The sequence below is a fragment of the Rhodanobacter spathiphylli B39 genome, from assembly GCF_000264295.1.
In the GTDB taxonomy this organism is placed as follows: Bacteria; Pseudomonadota; Gammaproteobacteria; order Xanthomonadales; family Rhodanobacteraceae; genus Rhodanobacter; species Rhodanobacter spathiphylli.
This window is the reverse complement of record NZ_AJXT01000018.1, coordinates 22,865-48,579: the sequence shown is the minus strand read 5'-3', so window position 1 is coordinate 48,579 and position 25,715 is coordinate 22,865. Positions and strand designations below refer to the sequence as shown.

At 67.4% G+C, this 25,715-nt stretch carries 19 protein-coding genes; 9 read left to right on the top strand and 10 right to left on the bottom strand.

Annotated elements, in window-relative coordinates; translation table 11 throughout:
* Positions 1–33 precede the first annotated feature (33 nt).
* Positions 34–1,506, top strand: coding sequence for an anthranilate synthase component I (gene trpE, locus UU7_RS08525; protein ID WP_193385062.1), 1,473 nt, complete (start codon positions 34–36; stop codon positions 1,504–1,506).
* A 46-nt stretch (positions 1,507–1,552) separates the two neighbouring features.
* Here the strand turns inward: trpE and UU7_RS08520 are convergent, their stop codons facing one another.
* On the bottom strand, positions 1,553–1,798 hold the full coding sequence (locus UU7_RS08520; RefSeq protein ID WP_157582036.1) for a hypothetical protein: 246 nt from the start codon (positions 1,796–1,798) through the stop codon (positions 1,553–1,555).
* A gap of 59 nt (positions 1,799–1,857) precedes the next feature.
* The gene (locus tag UU7_RS08515) at positions 1,858–2,346 is read right to left on the bottom strand and encodes a hypothetical protein (RefSeq protein WP_202946798.1); all 489 of its coding nucleotides are present in this window, start codon (positions 2,344–2,346) and stop codon (positions 1,858–1,860) included.
* 351 nt (positions 2,347–2,697) lie between these two features.
* Here UU7_RS08515 and UU7_RS08510 point away from each other — a divergent pair, with 351 nt between their 5' ends.
* The 4 genes from UU7_RS08510 (at position 2,698) to UU7_RS08495 (ending at position 9,353) form a co-directional block, all read left to right on the top strand.
* Positions 2,698–4,254 carry an efflux transporter outer membrane subunit gene (locus UU7_RS08510; protein ID WP_238530910.1) on the top strand — a complete coding sequence of 519 codons (1,557 nt, stop codon included), beginning with the start codon at positions 2,698–2,700 and terminating at the stop codon, positions 4,252–4,254.
* Entirely contained in the window at positions 4,251–5,426 is a 1,176-nt protein-coding gene (locus UU7_RS08505) for an efflux RND transporter periplasmic adaptor subunit (protein ID WP_050981436.1), read from the top strand. The genes UU7_RS08510 and UU7_RS08505 overlap by 4 nt, the downstream gene beginning before the upstream one ends.
* Positions 5,423–8,542: an efflux RND transporter permease subunit gene (locus UU7_RS08500; RefSeq protein WP_007807346.1), complete on the top strand. Its 3,120-nt coding sequence runs from the start codon at positions 5,423–5,425 to the stop codon at positions 8,540–8,542. Before UU7_RS08505 ends, UU7_RS08500 begins: the two co-directional genes overlap by 4 nt.
* Positions 8,543–8,618: 76 nt before the next feature.
* Positions 8,619–9,353 (top strand): hypothetical protein, encoded by a 735-nt coding sequence (locus tag UU7_RS08495; protein WP_202946797.1) that lies wholly within the window; start codon positions 8,619–8,621, stop codon positions 9,351–9,353.
* Here the strand turns inward: UU7_RS08495 and UU7_RS08490 are convergent.
* The 8 genes from UU7_RS08490 to UU7_RS08455 form a co-directional block, all read right to left on the bottom strand.
* On the bottom strand, positions 9,343–10,110 hold the full coding sequence (locus UU7_RS08490; RefSeq protein ID WP_007807343.1) for an N-acetylmuramoyl-L-alanine amidase: 768 nt from the start codon (positions 10,108–10,110) through the stop codon (positions 9,343–9,345). The two genes, UU7_RS08495 and UU7_RS08490, sit on opposite strands and share 11 nt — an antisense overlap.
* Positions 10,110–11,165 carry a serine hydrolase domain-containing protein gene (locus tag UU7_RS08485; RefSeq protein WP_007807340.1) on the bottom strand — a complete coding sequence of 352 codons (1,056 nt, stop codon included), beginning with the start codon at positions 11,163–11,165 and terminating at the stop codon, positions 10,110–10,112. Before UU7_RS08485 ends, UU7_RS08490 begins: the two co-directional genes overlap by 1 nt.
* A gap of 31 nt (positions 11,166–11,196) precedes the next feature.
* Positions 11,197–11,883 carry a M15 family metallopeptidase gene (locus UU7_RS08480; RefSeq protein WP_050981438.1) on the bottom strand — a complete coding sequence of 229 codons (687 nt, stop codon included), beginning with the start codon at positions 11,881–11,883 and terminating at the stop codon, positions 11,197–11,199.
* A 215-nt stretch (positions 11,884–12,098) separates the two neighbouring features.
* On the bottom strand, positions 12,099–13,670 hold the full coding sequence (locus UU7_RS08475) for a serine hydrolase (RefSeq protein ID WP_425480507.1): 1,572 nt from the start codon (positions 13,668–13,670) through the stop codon (positions 12,099–12,101).
* Positions 13,671–13,707: 37 nt separating this feature from the next.
* Positions 13,708–14,919 carry a dipeptidase gene (locus UU7_RS08470; protein WP_007807335.1) on the bottom strand — a complete coding sequence of 404 codons (1,212 nt, stop codon included), beginning with the start codon at positions 14,917–14,919 and terminating at the stop codon, positions 13,708–13,710.
* A complete protein-coding gene (gene lysA / locus UU7_RS08465; protein WP_007807333.1) occupies positions 14,916–16,217 on the bottom strand; it encodes a diaminopimelate decarboxylase in 1,302 nt (433 codons plus the stop codon). Before lysA ends, UU7_RS08470 begins: the two co-directional genes overlap by 4 nt.
* Positions 16,218–16,297: 80 nt before the next feature.
* Complete coding sequence (locus UU7_RS08460) at positions 16,298–19,360, bottom strand: TonB-dependent receptor (protein WP_040673121.1); 3,063 nt, start codon at positions 19,358–19,360, stop codon at positions 16,298–16,300.
* 53 nt (positions 19,361–19,413) lie between these two features.
* A complete protein-coding gene (locus UU7_RS08455) occupies positions 19,414–20,940 on the bottom strand; it encodes a transglutaminase-like domain-containing protein (protein ID WP_040673119.1) in 1,527 nt (508 codons plus the stop codon).
* Positions 20,941–21,105: 165 nt separating this feature from the next.
* Here UU7_RS08455 and UU7_RS08450 point away from each other — a divergent pair, with 165 nt between their 5' ends.
* Genes UU7_RS08450 through UU7_RS08435 form a run of 4 tightly spaced genes read left to right on the top strand, consistent with a single transcriptional unit; the run spans position 21,106 to position 25,687 of the window.
* A complete protein-coding gene (locus UU7_RS08450) occupies positions 21,106–22,257 on the top strand; it encodes a DUF819 family protein (RefSeq protein ID WP_040673137.1) in 1,152 nt (383 codons plus the stop codon).
* A 26-nt stretch (positions 22,258–22,283) separates the two neighbouring features.
* On the top strand, positions 22,284–23,693 hold the full coding sequence (locus UU7_RS08445; RefSeq protein WP_007807325.1) for a C40 family peptidase: 1,410 nt from the start codon (positions 22,284–22,286) through the stop codon (positions 23,691–23,693).
* 48 nt (positions 23,694–23,741) lie between these two features.
* A complete protein-coding gene (locus UU7_RS08440) occupies positions 23,742–24,839 on the top strand; it encodes a dipeptide epimerase (RefSeq protein ID WP_007807323.1) in 1,098 nt (365 codons plus the stop codon).
* Positions 24,839–25,687, top strand: coding sequence for a MurR/RpiR family transcriptional regulator (locus UU7_RS08435; RefSeq protein ID WP_007807322.1), 849 nt, complete (start codon positions 24,839–24,841; stop codon positions 25,685–25,687). Before UU7_RS08440 ends, UU7_RS08435 begins: the two co-directional genes overlap by 1 nt.
* Positions 25,688–25,715: the final 28 nt, after the last annotated feature.

Here is a 25,715-nt window from a genome sequence, read left to right as displayed (position 1 = left end):
CCACGGATTGAGCACGTGATCTCCCCAGACAAAATCAGCCGGGACGAATTCGACGCGCTGGTTGCCCAGGGCCACACCCGCATACCGCTGGTGCGCGAGGTGTTCTCCGACCTCGACACGCCGCTGTCGGTGTACCTGAAACTGGCCGATGGCCCGTACACCTTCCTGTTCGAATCGGTCGAGGGCGGCGCCACCTGGGGACGCTATTCGATCATCGGCCTGCCGGCGAAGCGGGTGTATCGCCTGCGCGGCCACGAGCTGGAGGTCGAGGATTCGGGCGAGGTCACCGAACGTCGCCACCTCGATGATCCGCTGGGCGAAATCGAGAAACTGCGCGCACAGTACGACGTGCCGCGGCTGCCGCAGCTGCCCGCGTTCTCGGGTGGCCTGGTCGGCTACTTCGGCTTCGAGACGATCGGCTACATCGAGCCCCGGCTGGCCCAGTGGGATCGCGCCGACGAGCTGGGCACGCCCGACGTGCTGCTGATGCTGGCCGAGGAAGTGGCGGTATTCGACAACCTCAAGGGCCGGCTGTACCTGATCGTGCACGCCGATCCGTCGCAGCCGCAGGCGTACGCCGAGGCGCAGCGCCGGCTCGATGCGCTGGTCTACCGGCTGCGCCAGGGCGGCGCGTCGTACCCCCAGCTGACCCAGTCGGTCGCGCTGGACGAAGGCGACTTCAAATCCTCCTTCACGAAGGAGGAGTTCGAGGCGATGGTCGAGAAGGCCAAGGAATACATCCGCGCCGGCGACATCTTCCAGGTGGTGCCGTCGCAGCGGCTCAGCGTGGGTTTCAACGCGCGACCGGTCGACGTGTACCGCGCGTTGCGCGCCCTGAACCCGTCGCCGTACATGTATTTCGTCGACCTGGGCGATACCCAGATCGTGGGTTCCTCGCCGGAAATCCTCGCCCGGCTGAAGGACGGCAAGGTGGTGGTGCGCCCGCTGGCCGGCACCCGCAAGCGCGGCGCCACCGACGAAGAAGACCAGGCACTGGAAGCCGAGTTGCTGGCCGATCCCAAGGAACGCGCCGAGCATGTGATGCTGATCGACCTGGGCCGCAACGACATCGGCCGGATCAGCGAGAACGGCACGGTCGAAGTCAGCGAATCGTTCGTGATCGAGCGCTACTCGCACGTGATGCACATCGTCTCGCAGGTGCAGGGCACGGCCAAGCCGAACCTGAGTTACATGGACGTGCTGAAAGCCACCTTCCCGGCCGGCACGCTCAGCGGCGCGCCGAAGATCCGCGCGCTGGAGATCATCCAGGAACTGGAACCGTACAAGCGCAACATCTATGCCGGCGCAATCGGCTGGATCGGCTGGTGGGGCGACGCCGACACCGCCATCGCGATCCGCACCGCGGTGATCCAGAACGGCCGCCTGCACGTGCAGGCGGGCGCCGGCATCGTCTACGACTCCGATCCCGCCGCCGAGTGGGAAGAGACGATGAACAAGGGCCGCGCGCTGTTCCGCGCGGTGGCGCAGGCGGCGAAAGGGTTGTAGCGCTACTGCCGCATGCGGCCACCGTCCGGGAGCTGGCGTCGGATGGTCAGCGCCAATGCCTGGACGCCCACAACGCGATGGCCACGACGACGACGACGATGCCGAGGATGCGTTCCCGGCGCGACTTCGCCGTGGCGATCAGGGCGGCCTGACTGATCACGATCGCGGCCAGCAGCAGCAGCGCGAACATCGCGCCGTTGTCAGAGCCGGCATCCGGCGGTGCGGTGACCGAGGGATCCATCTGCTGCATCCAGTCGTAACGACGGACGGGTAGGGCCAGAAACACCAGCACGCCCCACGCGAACAATGCCCACGCGGCGATCCTGGCGAAAAGTCGGGTCGTTGCCGGTTTCACTTGAGCAGACCGCTGAAGCGGGGCCAGAACTTCACGATGAAATCGCCGTAGCTGGTGTTCTTGCGGATCTGCTCCAGGCTCAGGCCGATGCCGCGGTTGTAGCGCGCTCCTGCAATGCGAACCTCGTCCATGCCCAGCGCGGGCGGCTGCGTCTGCAGTCCGTCGTGGTCGATGAGCATGCGCAGGTGACGGGCGACCAGCGCGATGTTGAACACATCCTTCTGCAGGCAGTCCGCAAGGTTGCTCAACTGTGCGTGCGACATCCGGGCCGGGTCCATGCCGAGGGTCTGCGATGCCGTGCGCAATTGCATGCTGACCGAGCCGAACGATGTCCTGGCCGGGTGATGGGTCACCGTGAGGTGCCGATCAATCCAGTCCGGGCCGCTCCAGTCGAACGAGCGCACGTCGAAGGCCACCCGATCGATGGAGTCGGGATCGCCGCCCACCTCGATCCAGCACACGCCTGCCAGAAGTTCGGCTGGCATGGCGTATTGCGCCGCGTTCGAGGTGATCAATTTCCGGTTGTGCCGGACCCACGCATCCTTGAATCGCTGGATGAAGGGTATGCCGCCGCCGAGTCGTTCCGGCACCAGCTTCCAGGCGAACAGATCCAGCCATCCCCAAGTCGGGGAGCCGTTGGATACGGGGCACGCAAGGTCCGTCATGGTGCGGGTTCTCGGTCCGGGTCATGGCCGGGAGATGCGCCACGTTAGGCGGGCGGTCCGCAATTGACAAGCGGATTCGACGTAATTTCTTGCAGGCTTTCGCCACGGCTTGGTACGTTATATCGTTGCGGCCCCGATCTTTCCGTGCAGACGCCTCCGCATGAACAATCCGTGGTTCGAGCGCTTGCCGGTGCCGTCGAAGTGACGGCTGCGATGTTCGGGCGGGTGCGTTCCCCGGGGCGGCTGCTTGTCGCGGCCATCGCCGCGCTGGCGATCGGCGGTTGCGCGGTGGGGCCCGATTTTCATCGGCCGTCTGCGCCGGACATGGCCAGCGTGGCCGCGGGTCCGCTGCCCGCCAGCACGGCCAGCGCGAACGTGGCTGGCGGCCGGGCGCAACATTTCGTCGCCGGCGCGGATATTCCCGCGCAGTGGTGGACGCTGTTCCATTCCACCGCATTGAACGCACTGGTCGAACAGGCGCTGGCGCACAACGCCGACCTCAAGGCGGCGCAGGCCGCGTTGGACGTGGCGCGCGAAACCACGCGGGCCGGACGCGGCGCCCGCTACCCCAGCGTCAGCGTCGGCATGTCGGCCAGCCGCGAGCAGGACCCGCCCGGCGCGCTGGCGCCGGTGCCCAGCAACAACGCGTTTCTGTACAACCTGTTCACCCCGCAGGTCAGCGTGTCGTATGTGCCGGACGTGTTCGGGCTCAACCGGCGCACGCAGGAGTCGCTGCAGGCGCAGCAGCAGGCGGTGCGTTTCCAGATGCTGGCCACGCGCATCACGCTGAGCACCAACGTGGTGGCCGCGGCCGTGCAGCAGGCGTCGTTGCGGGCGCAGGTCGGGGCGACGCGCGAGCTGGTCGGGATCAACGCCCACATGGTGCAGATCCTGCAGTACCAGCGGGACAAGGGTTATGCCGGCGGGCTCGAGCTGGCCGCGCAGCAAGCGCAGCTGGCGCAGGTCAGGGCGAGCCTGCCGCCGCTGCTGACCCAGCTGGAGCAGCAGAACCACCTGCTGGCGGTGCTGACCGGGCAGTTGCCGGAGCAGGCGTCGTCGCCGTCGTTCGATCTCGCCGCCCTGCAGCTGCCGCAGGCGTTGCCGCTGAGCCTGCCTTCGACGCTGGTCGCGCAACGTCCCGACGTGCGCCAGGCCGAAGCGAACATGCATGCGGCCAGCGCCCAGATCGGCGTGGCCATCGCCAACCGGTTGCCGAACCTTTCGCTGAGCGCGAATGCGGGCAGCACGGCGTTGGCGATCAACCAGCTGTTCAAGTCCGGCACCGGCTTCTGGAGCGTGGGCGCGGACCTGGCTGCGCCGATCTTCCAGGGCGGCAGCCTGCTGCATCAGGAGCGGGCGGCGAAGGCCGCCTATGCGCAGGCCGCCGAGGAATATCGGGGCACGGTACTGACCGCATTCCAGAACGTGGCCGACGTGCTGTCCGCGTTGCAGCACGACGCCGAGGGCCTGCAAGCCGCGGCCGGCGCGGAGCAGGCCGCGAAGCTCACCCTGGACCTGTCGCGGCGCCAGTACCAGACCGGCTACGCCGGCTATCTGTCACTGCTTTCCGCGGAGCAGGGCTACCAGCAGGCGCGCATCGCGCTGGTGCAGGCACAGGCCAGTCGCTACGCCGACACCGCCGCGCTGTTCCAGGCGCTGGGTGGCGGCTGGTGGCATGCGGACGACGCTTCTTCGGATCAGCCAAGGCACAACCCGGGACATCGATGAAAAGCAGATCCTCTTCGGTGGCGCATCGCACGCCGCCCGTTCGCCTGGCCTGCCTGCTTGCGCTCGGCATGCTCATCGGCGTGGCAGGTTGTTCTTCGCAGTCCGCCGCACCGCAGGCTGCGGCGGCCGACACGCCGAAGAACGTGACGATGACCGCGGCGCAGCGCCAGCACATCCGTCTGCTCACGCTGGCGCCGGCGAGTTTCCATCGCACGGTCGACACCACCGGCGTGGTGGATTTCGACAACGACCAGGCCACCAGCGTGCTGGCGCCATTCTCCGGCCCGGTGGCGCGGCTGCTGGTCGCGCCGGGCGACAAGGTGCGCCAGGGACAGCCGCTGGCGCTGGTGGATTCGCCGGACTTTTCCGCGGCGATCGGCAGCTATCGCAAGGCGCTGATCACGGCGCGGAACGCGCGGCGGCTGGCCGACGCCGACAAGGACCTGCTGCAACACGAAGGCGTGTCGCGGCGCGAAACCGAGCAGGCGCAGATCGACGCGGCCAGCGCCGAGGCCGATCGCGATGCGGCGCTGCAGGCGCTGGTGGCGCTCGATGTCGATGCGGCCACGATCAAGGCGATCCAGGCCGGTCGCACGGTGGCGCGGGTGCAGGGCGTCATCCGCGCGCCGATCGGCGGCACCGTGGTGGACAAGCTGATCACTCCCGGGCAGCTGCTGCAGGCCGGCAGCACGCCGTGCTTCACCGTGGCCAACCTGTCGAAGGTGTGGGTGATGGCGCAACTGTCGGCGAAGGAACTGACCGCGATCAGGGTCGGTGATCCGGCGCAGGTGGATGCCGGCACGCCGGGCGAGGAATGGCCCGGCACGGTGGACAACATCGCCGCGGTGGTGAACCCGGATACCCGGGCGATCGCCGCGCGCATCGTGGTCAACAACCCCGAGGGTGTGCTGCGCAAGCAGATGTACTTGCGCGTGCGCATCCAGTCACGCCAGGCCGGCGAGGGCCTGCGGGTTCCCGCCTCGGCGTTGCTGCGCGACGACGAGAACCTGCCGTTCGTCTACCTGCTGCAGCACGATGGCAGCTTCGCGCGCCGCCATGTCACCACGGGGACGCGCAGCGGCGACGGCTACCTGATCAGCGAGGGCCTGCGGGCCGGCGACCGCATCGTGGTCGACGGCGGCATCTTCGTGCAGTTCATGCAAAACCAATGAGCGAGCACCTGCCGCCCATGCCGCCGCGCGCGGCGTCGCTGATGAACCGGCTCGTCGGCGCCTCGCTGGCGCAGCGTTTCCTGGTTGCGCTGCTGGTGCTGGTGCTGGTCGGTGCGGGCGTGCATGCGCTGCACCGGCTGCCGGTGGATGCGTATCCCGACCTGTCGCCGCCCAGCGTGGAGATCGTCACCCAATGGCCCGGCCACACCGCCGAGGAGGTGGAACGGCTGATCACGGTGCCGGCCGAGCAGGGCATGACCGGCATTCCGAAGACCGACAACGTCCGCTCGATTTCGCTGTACGGCCTGTCGGTGGTCACGCTCACCTTCGACAACGGCACCGACAATTATTTCGCGCGCCAGCAGGTGTTCAACCGGCTCGGCGACCTCGACCTGCCCGACGGGGTGAAGCCGTCGGTGTCGCCGCTGTCGTCGCCGTCGGGGCTGATCTATCGCTATGTGCTGCAAAGCTCCGACCGCTCGCCGATGGAGCTGAAGACCTTCGAGGACTGGGTGGTCGAGCCGCAGTACCGCGCCGTGGCGGGCGTGGCCGACGACTCCGGTTTCGGCGGCGGCAGCATGCAGTACCAGGTGTTGCTGGACCCGGCGAAGATCGCCGGGGTCGGGCTCACCGCGCAGCAGGTGCAGGCCGCGCTGGCCGCCAACAACGGCAACGCCGGCGGCGGCTTCTACGCGCAGGGTGGCCAGTTCTACTACGTGCGTGGCGTGGGCCGGCTGCAGACGCTGGAGGACATCGGCAACGTGGTGCTGGCCGTGCACGACGGTACTCCGGTGCTGGTGAAGGACGTCGGCCGCGTGGTGATCGGCGTCGCGCCGCGGCTGGGCCAGTTCGGCTTCGAGCAGCAGAACGACGCGGTCGAGGGCGTGATCTCGCTGCGCACCGGCGAGAAGACCCAGGACGTGCTGAAGCGGGTCGAGGCGAAGACGAAGGAACTCAACGAACAGATCTTGCCGAAGGACATCAAGGTCCATCCGTTCTACGACCGCAGCGATCTCGTCGCGGTGACCACCCAGGTGGTCAGGGACAACCTGCTGCGCGGCATGCTGCTGGTCGTGGTGGTGCTGATCTTCTTCCTGTACGACGTGCGCGCCGGGCTGATCGTGGCGGTGACCATCCCGCTGTCGCTGCTGGTCGCCTTCATCGGGCTGGACCTGCAGGGCGCGTCGGCCAACCTGTTGTCGATCGGCGCGATCGACTTCGGCATCCTGGTCGACGCGGCGGTGGTGATGGTGGAGAACATCCACCGCCAGCTCGCCGATCGCGAAGGCACGAAGTTCAACCTGATCGAGGTGATCCGCGACGCGGCGGCCGAGGTCGATCGCCCGCTGTTCTACGCGGTGGCGGTGATCGTGGTCAGCTTCCTGCCGATCTACGTGCTGTCCGGCCCGTCCGGCACGCTGTTCAAGCCGATGGCCGACACCATGGTGTTCGCCCTGATCGGTTCGCTGGTGGTCACCCTGACCTTGCTGCCGGTGCTGTGCTCCTGGCTGATGCGCAAGGGCGTGCGCGAGCGGCGCAACCGCGCGTTCGAGGCGATCAGGTCGGTCTACATCCGGGGACTGGACTTCTGCCTGGCCCGGGTGTGGCTCACCACGATCGCCTCGGCCCTGCTGCTGGGGCTGTCGCTGCTGCTGATCCCGCGCATCGGCGCGGAGTTCATGCCGCACCTGGACGAGGGCGCGCTGTGGGTGCGCGCGACCATGCCGTACACCATCTCGTTCGACGAGTCGGCGAAGATCACCCCGCAGATCCGCGACATCCTGCGTTCGTTCCCCCAGGTCACCACGGTCGCGTCGGAACTGGGTCGGCCCGACGACGGCACCGACTCCACCGGCTTCTTCAACGTGGAGTTCTACGTCGGGCTGAAACCGTATTCGCAGTGGACCGGAAAATACCGCAACAAGGCCGAGCTGACCGCAGCGATCAACCAGAAGCTGCAGAGCTTCCCCGGCATCACCTTCAACTACACCCAGCCGGCCGAGGATGCGGTGGACGAAGCCGAGACCGGCCTGAAGAGCGCGCTGGCGGTGAAGGTGTTCGGCCCCGACCTCGACACGCTGCAGGCCAGGGGCAAGGCAATCAAGCACGTGCTGGAACAGGTGCGCGGCATCCGCGACGTGACCCTGGTGCAGGAGCTGGGCCAGCCCAGCCTCAGCATCCGCATCAAGCGCGCGGCGATCGCCCGTTACGGCCTCAACGTGGACGACATCAACGGCCTGATCCAGACCGCCATCGGCGGCGACGTGGCGACCGAGGTGATCCAGGGCGAGAAGCAGTTCGACCTGGTGGTGCGGCTGGACCGGCAGTATCGCGACAACGCCGAGGCGATCGGCAACATCCTGGTGGCCACGCCGGGCGGCCAGCAGCTGCCGCTGAAGGAATTCGCCGATATCGAGGTGACCAACGGCGCCTCCTTCATCTACCGGCAGGACAACTCGCGTTACATCGGCGTGCAGTTCTCGGTGGAAGACCGCGACCTGGCCGGCGCGGTGGAGGACGCGATCGCCGAGGTCAATGCGAAAGTGAAACTGCAGCAGGGCTACCGGCTGGACTGGGGCGGCGAGTACAAGGAATACACCGCCTCGCGCGCACAGCTGAACCTGATCGTGCCGCTCACCGTGGGGCTGATCTTCCTGCTGCTGTTCACCCTGTACAGCAACTTCAAGTTTCCGTTCATCACCGTGCTCGGCGTGGTGCTGTCCGCGCCGGCCGGCGGCATCATCGCGCTGTGGCTGACCGGCACACCGTTCTCGGTGTCGTCGGGGATCGGCTTCCTCGCGCTGTTCGGGGTCTCGGTGCAGACCGCCGTGGTGTACATCTCCTACGTCAACGAACTGCGCCGCAACGGTGTCGAGGTGGCCGAGGCAATCCGCGAAGGCGCGATCCTGCGCCTGCGCCCGATCATGATGACGGCGCTGGTGGCGGCGCTGGGCCTGTTGCCGGCGGCGCTGGCCACCGGCGTGGGCACCGATACACAGCGGCCGTTCGCCCTGGTCATCGTCAGCGGCCTGTTCACCCGCCTGCTGATCAGCGTGTTCCTGATGCCGGCGCTGTACGCGCTGGTGGCGCGGCCGGGCGACCGGCTGGAAGTGTGAGGCCACTTCCGGCAGGCTCGGGTTTTCCCGGGAGTCGCGCGTCGCTGCCCGTGCGGCAGGCGCGCGACAGATGACCATGACTCGATCGCTGCGGCGTGCCACCTCGGTTGTCCTGTTCTCGCTGCTGGTCGGCAGCGCCGCCGTCGCACGCGAACCGGTTGCCGGTGGCTGGCGTGATACGCCGCAGGGACGGATGCAGGCGCAGCGGATGCTGCAAACCCTCAATGCCGACCTGCTCGGCCATGACAGCGCCACGCTGACGCTCGAACGCTGGTGCGCCGTGCATCGGATGGCGTCGCCGGCGCGCGTGGTGGCGCACCGGGTGCGCGGCGTGGACAAGCCGCTGCCGCCCGAGCTGCGCGCGCAACTGATGGCGGGAGCCGACCAGCGGGTGAAATACCGACGGGTGCAACTGGCCTGCGGCGACCAGGTGCTGTCGGAGGCGGACAACTGGTATCTGCCCGGTCGCCTCACCGCGGCGATGAACCACCAGCTCGACAACAGCGACGTGCCGTTCGGCAAGGTGGTGCGGGCGCTGCATTTCCGGCGCAGGACACTGAGCGCCCGGGTGCTGTGGTCGGTGTCCGCGGCAGCCGGCACGCAGGCGATTCCCCACGCGATCCTGCAGCATCGTGCGCTGCTGTACGACGCAGGCAACCGGCCGTTCAGCGCCCTGATCGAGACCTATACCGACCAGGTGCTGGCGTTTCCGCTGCGGGCTGCCACGCCGGCCATGATGCCGCGCTTCGAGGACGCGGCGTCCGATCTACGGCGGATCGCCGGGCCGTCCGCGAAAACGCTCAGTCGCTAAGCGGCGTGCCGCGTTCGACGATCTGCGCCAGGTTGTAGAGGATGCGCAGATCCTGCGCGTCGAGCTCATCGCCGCCGATGCCGCGGTAGTGGTTGTGGAACGCGCGCACCGCCGCGGCACGGTCTTCCAGCGGGTAGCCGACCAGGCCCAGCGCCATCCACGGATCAAAGCCTGAGGGCGGATCGATCAGTTCGCCCTGCGGCCACAAGCCGAAGCCGGCGGCAGCCAGTTGCGGCCACGGAAACAGCGGGCCGGGATCGTCCTTGCGCGTGGGCGCGAAATCCTGGTGGCCGATGACCTGCGTGCGCGGGATGTGCAGGCGCGTGGTGAGGTCGGTGAGCAGGCGCAACAGGCTGTCGATCTGCGCCTGGGCAAACGGCGAATGGCCGTCGTTGTCCAGCTCGATGCCGATCGAGGCGGAGTTGATGTCGGTGATCGTGCCCCAGTGGCCGCCGCCGCCGTGCCAGGCGCGCAACTGGTCGGACACCAGCTGGTAGATGTGGCCGTCGCTGCCCACCAGGTAGTGCGAGCTCACCGGGCCGCCGCTGTTCTTCGTGCGCAGCGTGTCCAGGCTTTCCTGCGCCGAGTGCTGGTTGGTGAAGTGCACCACGATCAGCACCGGCCGGCGGATGTCGTGGTTGGGCGAGGGCACCCAGGTCGCCAGCGGGTTGCGCGGCGGCGCGTGGGCGCAGGCGGCGAGCAGGGCGACCAGCGCCAGGACGGCGACGCTGCGCGACAAACGGAGCGGACGGGACATCACGGTTCCTGCAGGTAAGGCTGCGCGATCGCCAGCGCGGTGCGGTACGGTTCCGGCCCGTTGCGGTTGCTGAGCAGGATCACGGTGAGGTGCTGCTTCGGCCAGCGCACGATCACGTTGCGGAAGCCGATGCTTTCGCCGGAGTGCCACAGCGTGTCGCCGGTGATGCGCCAGCCGTAGCCGTAGCTGGCCTCGTACGGTTCGCCGGTGACCTTCACGTGGGGGCTGAAGGCCAGCTGGCGCGAGGCGTCGCTGAGCAGGCGGTTGTCGTACAGCGCGGCGTCCCACTTCGCCATGTCCTCGACCGAGGAATAGATGCCGCCGTCGCCGCGGGTGGCGCTGGTGACGCTCTGGTCGGTGCGCGTCCACTGGCCGTGCTCTTCGCTGTAGCCGTAGGCGCGATGCGCCACTTCCGGACCACCGCTCATGTACATCAGGGTGTGGTCCATGTGCAGCGGACGGAAGATGTGCTGCTGCAGGTACAGCGGCAGGCTGACGCCGGAGGCGCGTTCCACCACCAGGCCCAGCAGCACGTAGCCCGAGTTGCTGTAGCGATAGCTCGTGCCCGGCGCGAAATAGCTCTTCGAGGTGGCGGACAGCATCCGCAGCACGTCGTTGTCGCTGACCTGGGCGGTGGTGCCGGGCGGAATCAGGTCTTCGTAGTCGACCAGACCGCCGGTGTGCGTCAGCAACTGGCGCAGGGTGACGGCGGAGTCCGTCTCCGGCAGCGTGGGCAGCCAGCGACGCACCGGGTCGTCGAGGTGCAGCCGGCCGCTTTCGGCCAGCAGCAGGATCGCCGCCGCGGTGAACTGCTTGCTCACCGAGGCGAGCCGGTAGTTGGTGGCCGGCGTGGTCTCGTCATGGTCCTCGAGATTGGCCAGGCCGTAGCTGCGGCTGACGATGGCCCTGCCGTCCTTGAGCACCAGCAGCGAGGCGCCGGGCACGTCGCCGGCGTAGCGCGCCATCAGCGCATCGGTGGGATCGACCGGCTTGGTGGCGGAGGCGCAGCCGCCGAGCAGGACGGCAACGGCGAGGCTGGCAAGGGGTTTGTACATGGCATGTCGCCTTTGCGCTGCGGGTTTCGGGTCACTGCACCGGCACGTCGTAGAGCGTGTGCGGCGTCGGTTCCGGGTCGAGGGTGTAATGCCACCACTCCATCGGATAGTTGCGGAAGCCCTCGCGCTCCATCGCGTCGCGCAGCAGCAGGCGGTTCGCGTGTTGCTGCGGCGTGACGTCGGGCGTGTCGGTGTGCGCGCGCACGTCGAAGAAGTCGAAATCCGTGCCCATGTCCAGCGGCATGCAGCGGCTGCCGTCGGCGGCGCACTGTTGCATGGTCAGGTCGATGGTGGCGCCGCGGCTGTGGCCGGAGCTTTCCGCGATGTAGCCGTGCAGGAGTTCGGACTTGTCCAGGCGCGGGTAGTGCTGCGGCTTGGTGCGCTGGTCGGAAAGATCGTGGGCCCAACGCACGAAATGCGCCACCGCGCGGGCGGGGCGGTAGCAGTCCCAGATCTTCAGGCGCTGGTGGCGCGTGCGCAGGTCACGCTCGACCCGTGCCAGCGCTTCGGCGACCGGACGCAGCAGCAGGCAGGCCGGGGCGCGATAGCCGTCCGCCGGCGTGTCCATGAAATTGTCGCTGCCGGCGTACTTGATGTCCTCGGCGATGTCGGGCACCAGCGTGCGGATGTCGACCAGTTTGGCTTCGGCGGCGGTTTTCGCGGGCGACAGGGCGGGTTTGTCCTGGGCGTGGAGGCTGCCGATGCAGAGGCCGAACATCAAGGCCAAGACAACCTTCCTTCCCCCGCTGGCGGGGGAAGGTGCCCGGAGGGCGGGTGGGGGCACACGCCGACCCCAAGCCCCCCATCCGCCTTGCGTGCCGCTCCTGCGGCACGCCCTTCGGGCCGGCTTCGCCGTCCGCTTCGGCATCCTGCCTTCGCAGTTGGCACCTTCCCCCGCCAGCGGGGGAAGGGGTTTTGCGAGGGGCGCGTTCTTCATGGGCAGTCTTCCGTGCGCTGGAAGTCGAGGTCTTCGTAGTCGGAGCTGAAGTCGCCCTGCGGATCGAGCTTGGCCATGCGCAAGGTGGTCGGCGTGCCGGCGGAGGCGGCGTGGAAATCGAGCCATGCATCGAGCTCGCCGCCGTCCCAGTGCACCAGGTAGCGCTCGCCCAGGCGCATCACGGTGCCGGTCAGCGAAGGCGACTTCGTGGCGGCGAAACGGACCTTGCCGTCGCGCGGGCACAGCGAGACGCCGCCGAACCACGGGTCGCGGTAGGCGCCGGTCCATGAGGCGAGTTCGGTGGTGGTGGCCGGGCGTTGTGCCGAGGTGTCCGGCGCCGTGGCGTCGGCGGGGCGTTGCGCGGCTCGTTGCTCCAGCGCGTCGGCGTACCAGTTCACGTCCCGCGGTTCGGCCGGCGCGGTGAAGTGCTTGGTCAGCATTTCGCCGAGCACGGTGCGCGCATCGTCCGCCTCGCCGTTGATCATGAACACGAAGCCGCTGTTGCGATCCGGCAGCAGGGCCAGCATCGAGTACATGCCGTTCAGGGTGCCGGTGTGCCAGACCAGCCACTGGCCGTCCACGTCGGTCATGCGCCAGCCGTAGCCGTAGGCCATCACGTGCGAGTGGTCCCAGGCGCGGCGTTGCGCGGAGACCGGAATCAGCATGTGCGGCGCCTGCAGCACCTCGCGTTGCACCGGCGACAGCCACTGCAGCTGTGCGTGGGTCGGCACCAGCCAGTTGCGCGCCCAGCTCAGCATGTCGGTGAGGTCGCAGCGGATGCCGCCGGCCGGCGCGGAGGTGATCGCCGGGATCGCGGCGGCTTCCGGGATCGGCACGTTGCGCTCGCCGTCGCGGCGATGCGGCGTGGCCACGTCGCCCACTGTGTCGCGGTTCCACGCGCCGACCTGGCAACGGTCCAGCTGCAGCGGCGCGAACACTTCGCGATGCATCAGCGTTTCGTACGACGCGCCGCCTGCGGCGGCGGCGACTTCGCCGGCCACCACGTAGAGCAGGTTGTCGTACTGGTATTGCGAACGGAAGCTGTAGCCGGGCTTGATGAAGCGCAGGCCGTGGATGATGTCGGCGCGGGTGAACGCGTTCGGCTCCGGCCACAGCATCAGGTCGCCGCCGCCCTCGGGCAGGCCGCTGGAATGGGTGAGCAGGTCGGCCACGCGCATGTTCGCGGTGACCCACGGATCGTGCATGCGGAATTCCGGCAGGTACTTCGTCACCGGATCGTCCCAGCGCAGCTTGCCCTGGTCGACCAGGCGGCCGAGCAGGGCGGTGGTCATCGCCTTGCTGTTGGAGGCGATCTTGAACAGCGTCTGCGGGGTGATCTTCCGGCCGGAGCCGGCGACGGTTTCGCCGGCAGTGCGGGTGTAGACGACCTTGCCGTTCTCGATCACGCCCACGGCGATGCCGGGCAGGTGGTAGCGGGCGATGGTGGCGTCGACGATCTTGTCGTAGGCGGGGTTGGCGGTTTGGGCGACGGCGCCGGGCGGGACGGCGAGCAGGAGCGCAAGAGAAAGAGCAAGAGCAAGAGCAAGAGCAAGAGCACCCCACCCCAGCCCTCCCCTGCGGTGCAGGGGAGGGAGCAATGCTTGATCAGTGCTGTGCATGGCGCTCGACCTCGCCCCACACGCGCAGCAGGTTGCCGCCCCACAGCTTGGCGATATCCGCGTCGCTGAAGCCGGCCTGGCGCAGGGCGGCGGTGACGTTGCGGGTTTCGCTGGCGTCTTTCCAGCCGGTGATGCCGCCACCGCCGTCGAAGTCGGAGGAAATGCCGACGTGGTCGATGCCTGCCACCTCCACCATGTGGCGGATTTGCTTCACGTAGTCGTCCAGCGTGGCCAGCGGGTATTTCTTCTGGATCTCGGCCATGCCCGCTTCCATCTCGGGGCGGTAGTCGTCGCTGTCGCTGTCGTACTTCTTTTCGCCGGCCTGTTTCGCCACGGCGTCCTGCAGCTTCTTTTCCGCGGCCTCGCGGCCCGGGTCCTTCTTGAGGAATTCCTTGTAGGCGACGGCGTCGATCACGCCGCCCTTGGCGGCGATCGCCCGCAGCAGGTCGTCGGGCAGGTTGCGCGGATGGTCGAGCACGGCGCGGGCGCCGGAGTGGGTGGCGATGATCGGCGTGGCGGAGGCCTTCAGCGCGTCGCGCACGCAGTTGTCCGAGGCGTGCGAGATGTCGATCATCATGCCGAGCTGGTTGGCCCGCTTCACCACGGCGCGGCCGAAGTCGCTCATGCCCCGGTCGCCGGCGCTGTTCATCGCCGGCTCGCCGTGTTCGGTGTCGGGCAGCGAGCTGGTGCACAGGTCGTTGTTGCCGACGTGGACCAGGCCGACCGAGCGTGCGCCGCGATCGAAGGCGGCGTCGAGGCGGCGCAGGTCGTGGCCGAGCGAGTAGGCGTTCTCGATCTCGATGGTGGCCGAGAGCAGGCCGGCCTTGTGGTTGGCCAGCAGCTGCTCGGGCGTGGTGGCCAGGCGGATGCGGTCGGGATACATCATCAGCATGCGGCCGATGCCGTCGTACTTCTGGCTGGCCTGCTGTACCGCCTTGGCGTAGCCCGCGGCGTCGAGCTGGTGCTGCGGCACCCAGATCACGAAGAACGCCGCGTTGAGTCCGCCGCGTTCCATCTTGCCCAGGTCGACCAGCAGGCGGGTGTCCTTGCCGGCGTCGAAGCGCGGCTCGCCCATGTAGTTGAACGGGATGTCGACGTGGCTGTCGATGGTGACCGGCGGGTCCTGTACGGGCCGCGCCGATACGGCGGTGCTGGCGGCCAGTGCGGCGAGCAGGGCAAGGCGGAGGATGGTGTTCATGCGGTCTCCCATTGGCGGGCCGGCTGCTCGCCGGCAATCATTTCCTCGAAGTGCTGGCGGCGCCGCACGATGGCATAGCGGCCGTTCTGCACCATCACCTCGGCGGCCAGCGGTCGCGAGTTGTAGGTGGACGCCATCGATGCACCGTACGCGCCGGTGGCCCTGATCAGCAACAGGTCGCCCGCATCGCAGCGGGGCAACTCGCGGCCGCGGGCGAAGGTGTCGCCGGTTTCGCAGACCGGGCCGACGATGTCGTAGGTGGTGACGGGCCGGCCCTCGTCGATGACCGGGACGATGTCGTGCCAGGCGTCGTACAGGCTGGGGCGCTGCAGGTCGTTCATCGCCGCGTCCAGCACCAGGAACTGGCGCTGCTCGCCCGGCTTGACCCGGATCACCCGGGTCAGCAACACGCCGGCCTCCGCCACCAGGTAGCGGCCGGGCTCCAGCAGCAGGCGGCCGTGATAGCCGGCCAGCGCTGCGCGGATCACGGCCACGTAGTCGGCGGCGGCCACCGGCTGGTCCACGCCGGCGCGGTAGCACACGCCGAGCCCGCCACCGACGTCGATGCTGCGGATCGGGTGGCCGGCCTGTTCGAGCTCGCGCCAGAACGCGGCGACGCGCTGCAGCGCGAGCCGGAACGGTTCGACGCTGAGGATCTGCGAGCCGATGTGCACGTGCAGGCCATCGAGTTGCACGTGGCTCAGCGACTTGCGTTCGGCGAACCAGCGGCGCGCCTCGTCGATGCTGACGCCGAACTTGTTCTCCGACTTGCCGGTGGAAATCTTCGCGTGGGTCTGTGCATCCACGTCGGGGTTGATGCGCACGGCGGCGCGCGCCACCACGTCCTGGGCCCGGGCCACGCGTTGCAGGGTGAGCAGTTCGTCGTGCGATTCCACGTTGAAGCGCTGGATGCCGACGTTCAGCGCGCCGGCGATCTCGTCGGCGTTCTTGCCGACGCCGGAGAACACGATGCGTTCGGCGGGAATGCCCGCATGCAGCGCGCGGCGCAGTTCGCCCACCGAGACGATGTCGGCGCCCACGCCGGCATTCGCCATCAGCTGCAGGATGGCCAGGTTCGAATTGGCCTTCACCGCGTAGCAGATCAGTGCGTCCAGCCCGTGCAGGGCGGCGTGCAGTTCATCGATGCGCTGGCGGATCGCGCTGGCCGAGTAGGCGTGCAGCGGCGTGCCCATGCGTTCAGCCAGCCGTGGCAGGTCGACGCCATCGAACAGGCGGGACTCGTCGGTGGTTTCGGAGATCGGCGCCGGCGATGCGGGACGGCTGGTTTGCGGAAACATGGCAGGTACGCCGTCTTTCGGGAAAGGGGTTTCAAAAAAGTGCGGCCCGCCAGCTGGCGGGCCGCGATCGGGGAGGTCGATCAGAAGTTGATGGACATGGTCAGCTGGGTGAACCGCGGCGACTGGAAGCCCAGCGGCTGGCGGAACGTCGGATTGAGCTGGCCGACGCCAGTATCGTTTCCTTGGTCGTCAATCACGTCGCCGATGTCGGTCTGCAGGTCCTGGTCCACCCGGGTGGTGCGCTTCTGGTTGAGCAGGTTGTAGACGGCCAGTTTCACCCGGAACTCTCCACCGTCAAATGGCTTCACGTAGGTGATGCCGGCGTTGAGGTTGTAGGTCCACGGCAGGCGGCCGTACTTGCCGCGCGGTGAGCGCTCGTAGACACGTTCCGCGGAAAACGGCGAGTTGCAGTTATCCACGCAGATGAAGTAGCTGTGGTAATTCTTGGTGTCGTAGGGATTGCCCACGCCGAAGCCGGTGATCGGGCCGCCGGAGGCCACGTTGAGGTCGGCGCCGAGCTGCCAGTGAGGAGTCAGCGCATAGGCGCCGCGCAGCTTGAACTGGTGACGGCGGTCGTTCGGCAGGTAGCCATCGCCGCCCATGTTGACCCACGGATCATCGAAGTTCTCGGTGCGGCCAGTGTCGTCGAAGTTGGTGTCGGAGTTGACCGGGCCTTCCGCGTTGCCGCGGTTCCACGACATCGTGTACGAGGCGTTCATCGACCACTTCTCGTCCCACGCACGGTCCAGTTGCAGCTCGACGGCCGCGTAGGTGCGCTTGGGCTTCACCCAGCCATGTTGCCCGATGTAGGTCATGATCGGTTCGTTGTTGGCATCGACGCCGTCCTGGCGATACATCGCCCAGCCTTCCTTCGCGGTATCGACAGTGAGGTAACCGTCAGGCGTGCCGTCGCAGTTGGTGTCGCCCCACACGGTAACTTTCGTTCCCGGGTTGGCCATCACCCAGCCGATGTAGCCGTCTTCACCACATTGGGCGGTGGCGCTGATTTCCATGTCGTCGATCGCGTTGTGCAGGCGACGATAGGTGCCCTTGACGCCCCACGACCAGCTGTTGCTGATCAGCTGCTGGAAGCCGAGGATCGCCTCGTCCTGGTAGACCGGGTCCATGTTCTTGTCGACTTCCGAGCGCAGGTCGCCGACGGTGCCGTCGCCCTGCGAATCGTCGACCGCACCGATCTGCGGGCCGAGCTTCGGGATGGCGTACTCGACGCCGTTGAGGGTCTGGTAGTCCCAGCCGTCGAACGCGTAATAGGTGCGCTCATCGAGCAGGCCGCCGGCCTGCTTGATGTTGATCACGTTGGCCACCGGCAGGTAGTAGCGGCCGAGGTTGCCGAACAGCTTGGTACTGCCGTCACCCTTCATGTCCCAGGAGAAGCCCAGTCGCGGGGCGATCTGCCGGTCCATCTTGATGTAGCTGCGGCCTGCCGCGTCCTGGTTGTCGAAGCTGTCGTTGCGCACGCCGAGGTTGAGCACCAGGTTGGGCGTGACCTGCCAGTTGTCCTCGATGTAGTAGGCGGCGTTCTTGGTGGTGAACGTGCCGGAGATCTCGTAGCGGCGGGCGCGGATGTAGGAGTCGTAGCCGGCCGGCACCACGCCGCCGTTCGGGATGGTGGTGCCGGCGTTGGCCGCATAGAGGTTGTAGTAGTACGCACCCGGGCCGGCGTAGTAACGGCTGTAGTCGGAGGTGTCGTTCTCGTGGTCGTAGCCGAAGCGCAGCAGGTGGTCGCCCAGCGTCCATTCGAAGTCGGCGCGCGCCTGCTTGCGGATGTCGTTGCGATCGTAGACGGTGGAATTGCTGGTGCAGCCCAGCGCGACGCCCGGGTCGTGGAGCTGCAGGAAGGCGTTGTTGCCCGACACGTAGTTGCAGCTGATGTCCAGCTGCGAGCGGGTGAACGCTTCGCGTTCGTTGCGGCCGTACATCAGCTTCATCGACAGGTCGTTGGTGAGGTAGCTGGTCCAGGTCAGCGCCCAGTTCTTGCCACCGGTGTCGGAGAAGATCTTGTTGCTCAGGGCGTCGATGGTGTTCGTGTCGTAGTGGTAGCCGTAGACGTCGCCGGTGTTCTTGTTCTTGTTGGAGAACGCCATCAGCTGCAGAGCGTTGCTGTCGGTGATGTTCCAGTCGATCGTGGTGCCCCAGAAACCGGTGTTGGCGCTGTTCGAGGTGAGCGTGTTGCCGGGGTCGTTGGTATTGCGCGGGCTGCTGCCGCGGGCTTCGTACATCGCGAAGATGAACAGCTTGTCCTTGATGATCGGGCCGGACGCCCAGACGTTCGTCTTCACCAGCGAGTCCTGGTCGCGGCTGGCGGTGATGTAACGCTTGCCCTCGGCGTTGTACTGGTCATCGGCCCGCGAATGCCAGTTGCCCGGCTCCAGGGTGATCTCGACGCCGCCCTTCAGCTCGTTGGTGCCCGAGCGCGCCACCGCGTTGACCACGCCGCCGGTGGTGCGGCCGAACTCCACCGAGTAGCCGCCGGTCTTGACCTGGAACTGGTCGTAGAAGGCGAACGGGGCTTCGGAGAAGCCGTTGCGGTTGTAGAAGTCGGTGACGTTGAGGCCGTTGACGTAGAAGGAGTTCTCGGCGATCGATGAGCCGCCGAAGGAAATGCCGCCGAAGCCCGCGTTGCCCTTGACCACGCCCGGCGCCAGCAGGGCCACCGAGGTGACGTTCTGGTCGACCGGCAGGCGCACCAGTTCGGCGCGCGAGACATTGGTGGCCGACTCGGTCGAGGTCACGTCGATCACCGGCAGGCCGTTGCCGGTGACCTGGATCGCCGACAGGTCGGTGGCGCTGGGCGAGGCGCCCAGGTCCAGCGTGGTGGCATTGCCGAGGCTGACGGTGACGGTGCGCGGCTGACCAACCGGCTGGCCATTCACGCTGGCGCTGACGGTGTAGTCGCCGACGGGAAGGAACGGGAAGCGGTAGTTGCCGCGCTGGTCGGCGGTGATCGTGCGGGTCAGCCCGGTGGCCGGATTCACCGCGGTGATCACCGCGCCGGCCTGGGCATGGCCCACCACCGAACCGTCATTGTTGCCGGCGAAGGCCGCCGGCGTTGCCAGTGACCCCAGGCCGAGGCCCAGCGCCATGCAAAGTACGGTTCTGCGCAAGCTGCGACTGTTGCTCATTTCCCCATCTCCCCATCGACGCCGTCGATGCCATGTTTATTGAAGGCTTTCTGTTATTTGCCGCTGCGTCCCTGCGCCGCCGGCAGAAGCTGCCAGTCGAAGTCGTAATCCAGCTGATCGAAATAGATGTTGCCGCCGCGCCACTCCGCCTCGCCGCGCTGCGAGTCCACGTTGTCCGAGCGGAACTGCTGCTTGGCCGGCTGGAACGGACGGTCGTAGTCGCTGTTGAAGGCGATGCGGTATTCGTCAAGCCCGCCGAGGTAGAACCATTCCAGCGCCGGGTCGTCCGCGGGCGACGGATGCAGGCGGCCGGTGGTGACGTCCATCGGCACCCAGCCGTAGGGCGCGAGGTAGGCGAAGCCCCAGTCGTGGATGTTGCTGTAGCCGCTGCCGTCACTGGAGAACACCATGCCCGACTGCCAGCGCGTGGGGATGCCGTTGAGCCGCAGCAGCGTCATCAGCAACAGGGTCTGCTGGCCGCAGTCGGCATGGCCGGCGTGCAGGGCGTAGTCGCTGATGTTGGAGATCGTCGAGTATTCGCGGGCGCCGGCCCAGGGAATCCGGTCGACCGCGGCGAACAGTTTCTGCGCGATGCGGTACGGGTTCTTCTCGTCGCCGACCACCTTGCGCGAGAACGCGCGCATCGCGTCGGTGAACACGATGTGCGGCGAGCGCTCGGCCACGAACGGCGCCAGCTCGGGGGTGATCGTGGCGGGTACCACGCGGGCCGGATCGATCGCGTGGTACTGCGCGTACTGGGTCAGTTCCCAGGTGACCGAGAACACGGTCTTCTGCCCGGCCACCGCCGGCTTCTCCAGATACGCGGTGCGCTGCGGCGCGGACTCGGGCGCGATGCGGTGCTGCGCCGGCACGCTGGCCACGTAGCGGATGTCTTCCTGCTGGCCGGGTATCGCCTGCGGATACGGAATCCAGGCGCGCACGATTTCGCCGGCGGGGACGGCGTCGGCGGCGACGGTCAGCGTCTGCGTCATGCGCAAGCGGCGCGGCAAAACGCTGCTGCGATGTCCGGCCAGCGCCGCCTTGTAGATCGCGCGCTGGTGATCGTTCAACGCTTCCATCGGGCCGTCGCTGATCGGCGTCTGCACGGCGCGCCGCGCCACCGCCTCGGCGCTGAGCCGGAACAGGTTGCCCGGCGAACGCTTGAAATAGAGCGTCTTGCCGTCGATCAGCTGATGCTCGAACAGGCCGGCCGCGTTCCACTTGGCGAACTCGGCGTCGGTGAGGTCGGGGATCTGCTTGCGCGCGCGCGCCTTGACGTCGTCGGCGCTCAGGGTGAAGTCGAGCAGGATGCGGCGCATGCGCTCGCGCTGGAACGCCAGTTGGTGCTGCGTGTCGGCCGGCACGCCGGGTTGTGCCAGCGCAGCGGTGATCGCTGCTTCGGCCGCCTGGAAATGGCCGGCGTCGATCTGGGCGATGATGGGGGCGGTGGTTCCGTTGCTGGCATCCGCGCCGGCGAAGGCGACGGGGCTGGCAAGCAGCAGGGCGAACAGGCACGCCACCAGGCGCAGCCTGCGTGTGGGCTGACGTGTTGCCAGTGCGACAGGTAGCAACGTATCCATCGACAAACGTCCCCGCGATTGACCCCTGAAACGGTTGTGTAACACGCTTGCAAATGCCGGTCAATAATTTATGCTTCGGTTGAACTCAACAAGAATCAGCTATTCCTTGCTGGCCGCACACCGTCAGCCTGTGGATGCCCGCAAACGATCCACGAGGGGGTGCACGTGATCCATACGGTCTGGCCTTATCTGGCGCTGATGTTGCTGGTCGCGGGGCTGTTTCCGGCGATCGAGCGCCGCTTCGGCTGGAAGATCTTCTCGGTGCTGCCGCCGATCGTGCTGACCTACCTGCTGGTCACCGCGCTGGCGGTGTCGGGGCTGTGGCAGGTCAATGCCGAGATCAAGGCGGCGCAGTCGATGCTGGTGTCGCACATGGTGCCGGCGCTGCTGTTCCTGCTGATGATCAACTGCGACCTGCGCGCGATCTGGCGGCTGGGGCCGCGCGTGCTGGGGGTGTTCGCCTGCACCTCGGTCAGCCTGTTCGTGGCCTTCATCGCCAGCTTCCTGATCTATCGCCACTGGTTGCCGGGCAACCAGTGGCAGCCACTGGCCGCGCTGTCCGGCAGCTGGGTCGGCGGCACCGCCAACATGATCGCGGTGAAGCAGGCGATCGCCATGCCCGACGACCTGCTGGCGATGTCGCTGCTGACCGATGCGCTGTGCTACTCGATGTGGGTGGTGGTGCTGTTCTCGGTGGCACGGCTGGCACCGGCGTTCAACCGCTGGACCCGGGCCAGGTCCAGCGGCGACATCCCGCTGGCCGAGCCGAAGACCAGCGCGCCGACCACCTACGACAGCGTGCTGCTGTGGCTGGGCATGGCGCTGGCAGTGGCGGCGCTGTCGGGCTGGCTGGCCGGCTGGCTGCCGGTGTCGGGCATGGTCAGCGCCACCACCTGGACCATCCTGCTGGCCACCGGTTGCGGGCTGGTGGTGGCGCATACGCCGCTGGCGCGGTTTCCCGGCGCCGGCACGATTTCCAGCGCGATGCTGATCAGCGTGGTGGCGGTGCTGGCCTCGCAGAGCAATTTCCACGGCATCGCCGCGGCGCCGCTGTACCTGCTGTGCGGAGCCACCGTCATCGCGATCCACGCGGTGCTGCTGGTCGGCTTCGCCAAGCTGTTCCGCTTCGATCTCTACCTGTGCGGCATCTCCTCGCTGGCGCATATTGGTGGCGTGGCCGCCACGCCGATCCTGGCGGCCAGCTATTCGGCCGCGCTGGTGCCGGTGGGTATCCTGCTGGCCTTGCTCGGTTACATCCTGGGCACCGGTTTCGGCCTGCTGGTGGCGACGATCATGTCGACACTGGCGCTACCGTGACGCGTATTCGATACAGGACCGGAACGATGCGATTTTCCCTGATTGCCGCCAGCGTGCTTGCCTTCGCCTTCGCCTTCGCCGGCGCACCGCTGCAGGCGCGCGAGGCGAATGACGCGCTGACCATACCGCCGTCGGGCGTGCTGGGCGTGGGCGAGGCGCAGCTGACCCCGCAGTTCTGGATCGGCCTGCAGGCGCAGCCCGACCGGGTGATCATGGATCGCGCCACGATCGAGGCGGAGAACGCGAAGCTGCTGCAGCTCGACCCGTCGATGCACGACCTGCGCAAGCTGCCGGCCACGCTCTCCCGCGAGCAGGTCAGTGGCTGGATCACGCATGTTTCGGAGCGCCCCACGCACCAGCGCTACGACGTCGAGGGCAAGCCGGTGCCGTCGGCGACGTTCGATGCGCTGGTGGCGGATCTCGCCCTGGACAAGGTCCCGGCCAGCCAGCCCACACGTTACGGACTGATCGTGCAGCGCGCCGCGTTCCGCGCGTTTCCGACCGACCTGCGCGTGTTCAGCTCGAACGATGACACCGACATCGACCGCTTCCAGGAAACTGCCGAGTTCCCCGGCGTGCCGGTGGTGATCGCACATGCCAGTGCCGACGGCCGGTGGCTGTTCGTGCTGAGCCCGCGCTACGCCGCGTGGACGAAGGCGGAGAACGTGGCCGAGGGCAGCGCGGGGCAGGTCTTCGGTTACGTCGACAAGTCGCCGTACCGGGTGATCACCGGAGCCAGCGAGCGCACGGTGTTCACCCGCGAACGTCCCGAGCTGTCGCAGCTGCAACTGGACATGAGCACGCGCGTGCCGCTGGCCGGCGGCCTGGCGCCGGACCAGCCGGTCAACGGGCAAACGGCGTACGCCGCGTACACGCTGGAACTGCCGTGGCGCGATGCCGCCGGCAAGCTGCAGTTCTCGCCCGCGCTGCTGCAGAAGAACACCGACACGGCCGGCGACTACCTGCCGCTGACCCCGGCCAACATCCTCCACCAGGCTTTCAAGTTCCTCGGCGAGCGCTACGGCTGGGGGCATGCGTACGACGGCCGCGACTGCAGCGGCTTTGTTTCCGACGTGTATCGCAGCATGGGCGTGCAGATGCCGCGCGATACCAGCAAGCAGTCGATCAGCCCGGCGCTGGAGCATCGGCTGTTCACCGACAAGGACAGCCGCGAGGCACGCCTCAAGGCCGCGCATGAACTGCAGGTGGGCGACCTGGTCTACATCCCGGGCCACGTGATGATGGTGATCGGCCAGTACAAGGGACAGCCCTGGGTGATCCACGACGTGGGCGGCATGAGCTATCGCAAGGCCGATGGCAGCAAGGCCCATGTCAAGCTCAACGCGGTATCGGTGACGCCGTTGCTGCCGATGCTCTACAACGACAAGCAGACCTTTGTCGACCGCATGACCAGCATCGTGCGCATCCGTCATTGAGCCCGCCTGCAACAAAAACAAGGACACGGATTCCATGAAGGTTTGCCCATGAAAATCACCGACATCCAGTTCGGCATGCTGCGGGTGCCGCTGAAGACCCCGTTCAAGACGGCCCTGCGTACCGTCTCCACGGTGGAAGACATCGTGGTGATGGTGCACACCGACAGCGGCGAGATCGGCTATGGCGAAGCGCCGGCCACCGCGGTGATCACCGGTGACACCCACGGCTCGATCATCGACGCGATCCGGCACTACATTTCGCCGCGGCTGATCGGCCAGGAGATCGCCAACCTCAACCACATCACCCAGCTGATCCAGTCCTCGATGGAGAAGAACACCAGCGCCAAGGCGGCGGTGGAGATCGCGGTGTACGACCTGTGGGGCCAGCTCTACAACGCGCCGCTGTACAAGCTGCTCGGCGGCGGCGATCCGGTGATCACCACCGACATCACCATCAGCGTCGACTACATCGACAAGATGGTGGCCGACTCGATCTCGGCGGTGGAGCGCGGCTTCGAGTCGCTGAAGATCAAGGTCGGCAAGGACATCGGCGTCGACATCGAGCGGGTCAAGGCGATCTACGCCGCAGTCGAAGGCCGCGCGCTGCTGCGGCTGGACGCGAACCAGGGCTGGACCGCCAAGCAGGCGGTGTACGCCTTGCAGACGCTGGAAGACGCCGGCATCAAGCTGGAGCTGATCGAGCAGCCGGTGAAGGCGCGCGACCTGGCCGGCATGCGCTACGTCACCGAACGCGTGCACACGCCGGTGATGGCCGACGAGAGCGTGTTCGGTCCGATGGAGGTGATCGAGCTGATCCGCCTGCGCGCGGCCGACATCATCAACATCAAGCTGATGAAGACCGGCGGCATCTCCAACGCGATCCGCATAGCCGACATCGCCGGCATGCACGGCATCGAATGCATGATCGGCTGCATGCTGGAGACCAGCATCAGCGTGGCGGCCGCCGTGCACGTGGCGGTGGCCAAGGCCGACGTGATCACCAAGATCGACCTCGACGGACCTTCGCTGGGCCAGTTCAACCCGGTCGACGGTGGGGTAATCTTCAACGAATCGGAGATCTCGGTGACGGACGCACCCGGCCTGGGCATCCGCGAGATACGGGGCCTGGAGAGGATCGAAGACTGATGTCGCCGCTGGTCAAAATCCGTTCGGAACGCGACCAGATGTCGGCAGTGGAGCGGCGCATCGCCGACTTCGTGCTGGAGAACGCGCAGCTGCTGCGCGACTACTCCTCGCAACAACTGGCCAATGCGCTGGGCATCAGCCAGTCCAGCGTGGTGAAGTTCACCCAGAAGCTGGGTTTCAAGGGCTATCCGGATCTCAAGTATTCGGTGGGCGAGGCGATCGCCCGCGCCGACAACAGCGACGCACCGCAGCTGGCGACGGCCAGCGACGGCGATGCCGGTGGCTCGACCCTGTGGCGGCGCAAGTCCGAGGCCGAGGAGGCGACCCGGCTGATCAACCCGCCGGAAACGCTGCAGGCGGTGGCCGAGGCGATCGCCTTGGCGGGCCGCAGCGGCAAGGTGTTCATCATCGGCCTGGGCGAAGACGACATCTACGCGCGCAACTTCGCGCTGCGGCTGTCGCTGCTGGGCATCCTGACCGTGCACAATTTCGACACCGCGCGGATGACCGCCAACATCTCCGTCGCCGGCGCCGGCGACGTGCTGCTGGTGTTCTCCGAGCACGGCAACCATCCGGCGCTGGGCAAGATCGCCCGCTACTTCCGTGAGCGCCGTGGCCAGGTGATCACGGTGACCCGGCACACCGCCAACCCACTGCGCACGCTGGCCGACCTCGCCCTGGTGGTGTCCGCCCACGACGAGCTGCCGTACATCCAGCCGCTGCTGTACCAGTCGGCGCTGCAGCACCTGCTGGACGGCCTGTTCGTGCAGCTGTGCGAAGGCGGCGACGACCGGCACGCGCAACTGCTGGCCAACCTCGATCGCATCCAGCTGATGCTGGAGCCTTGAAGGCCGGGAACGGGGAACGGGGAACGGG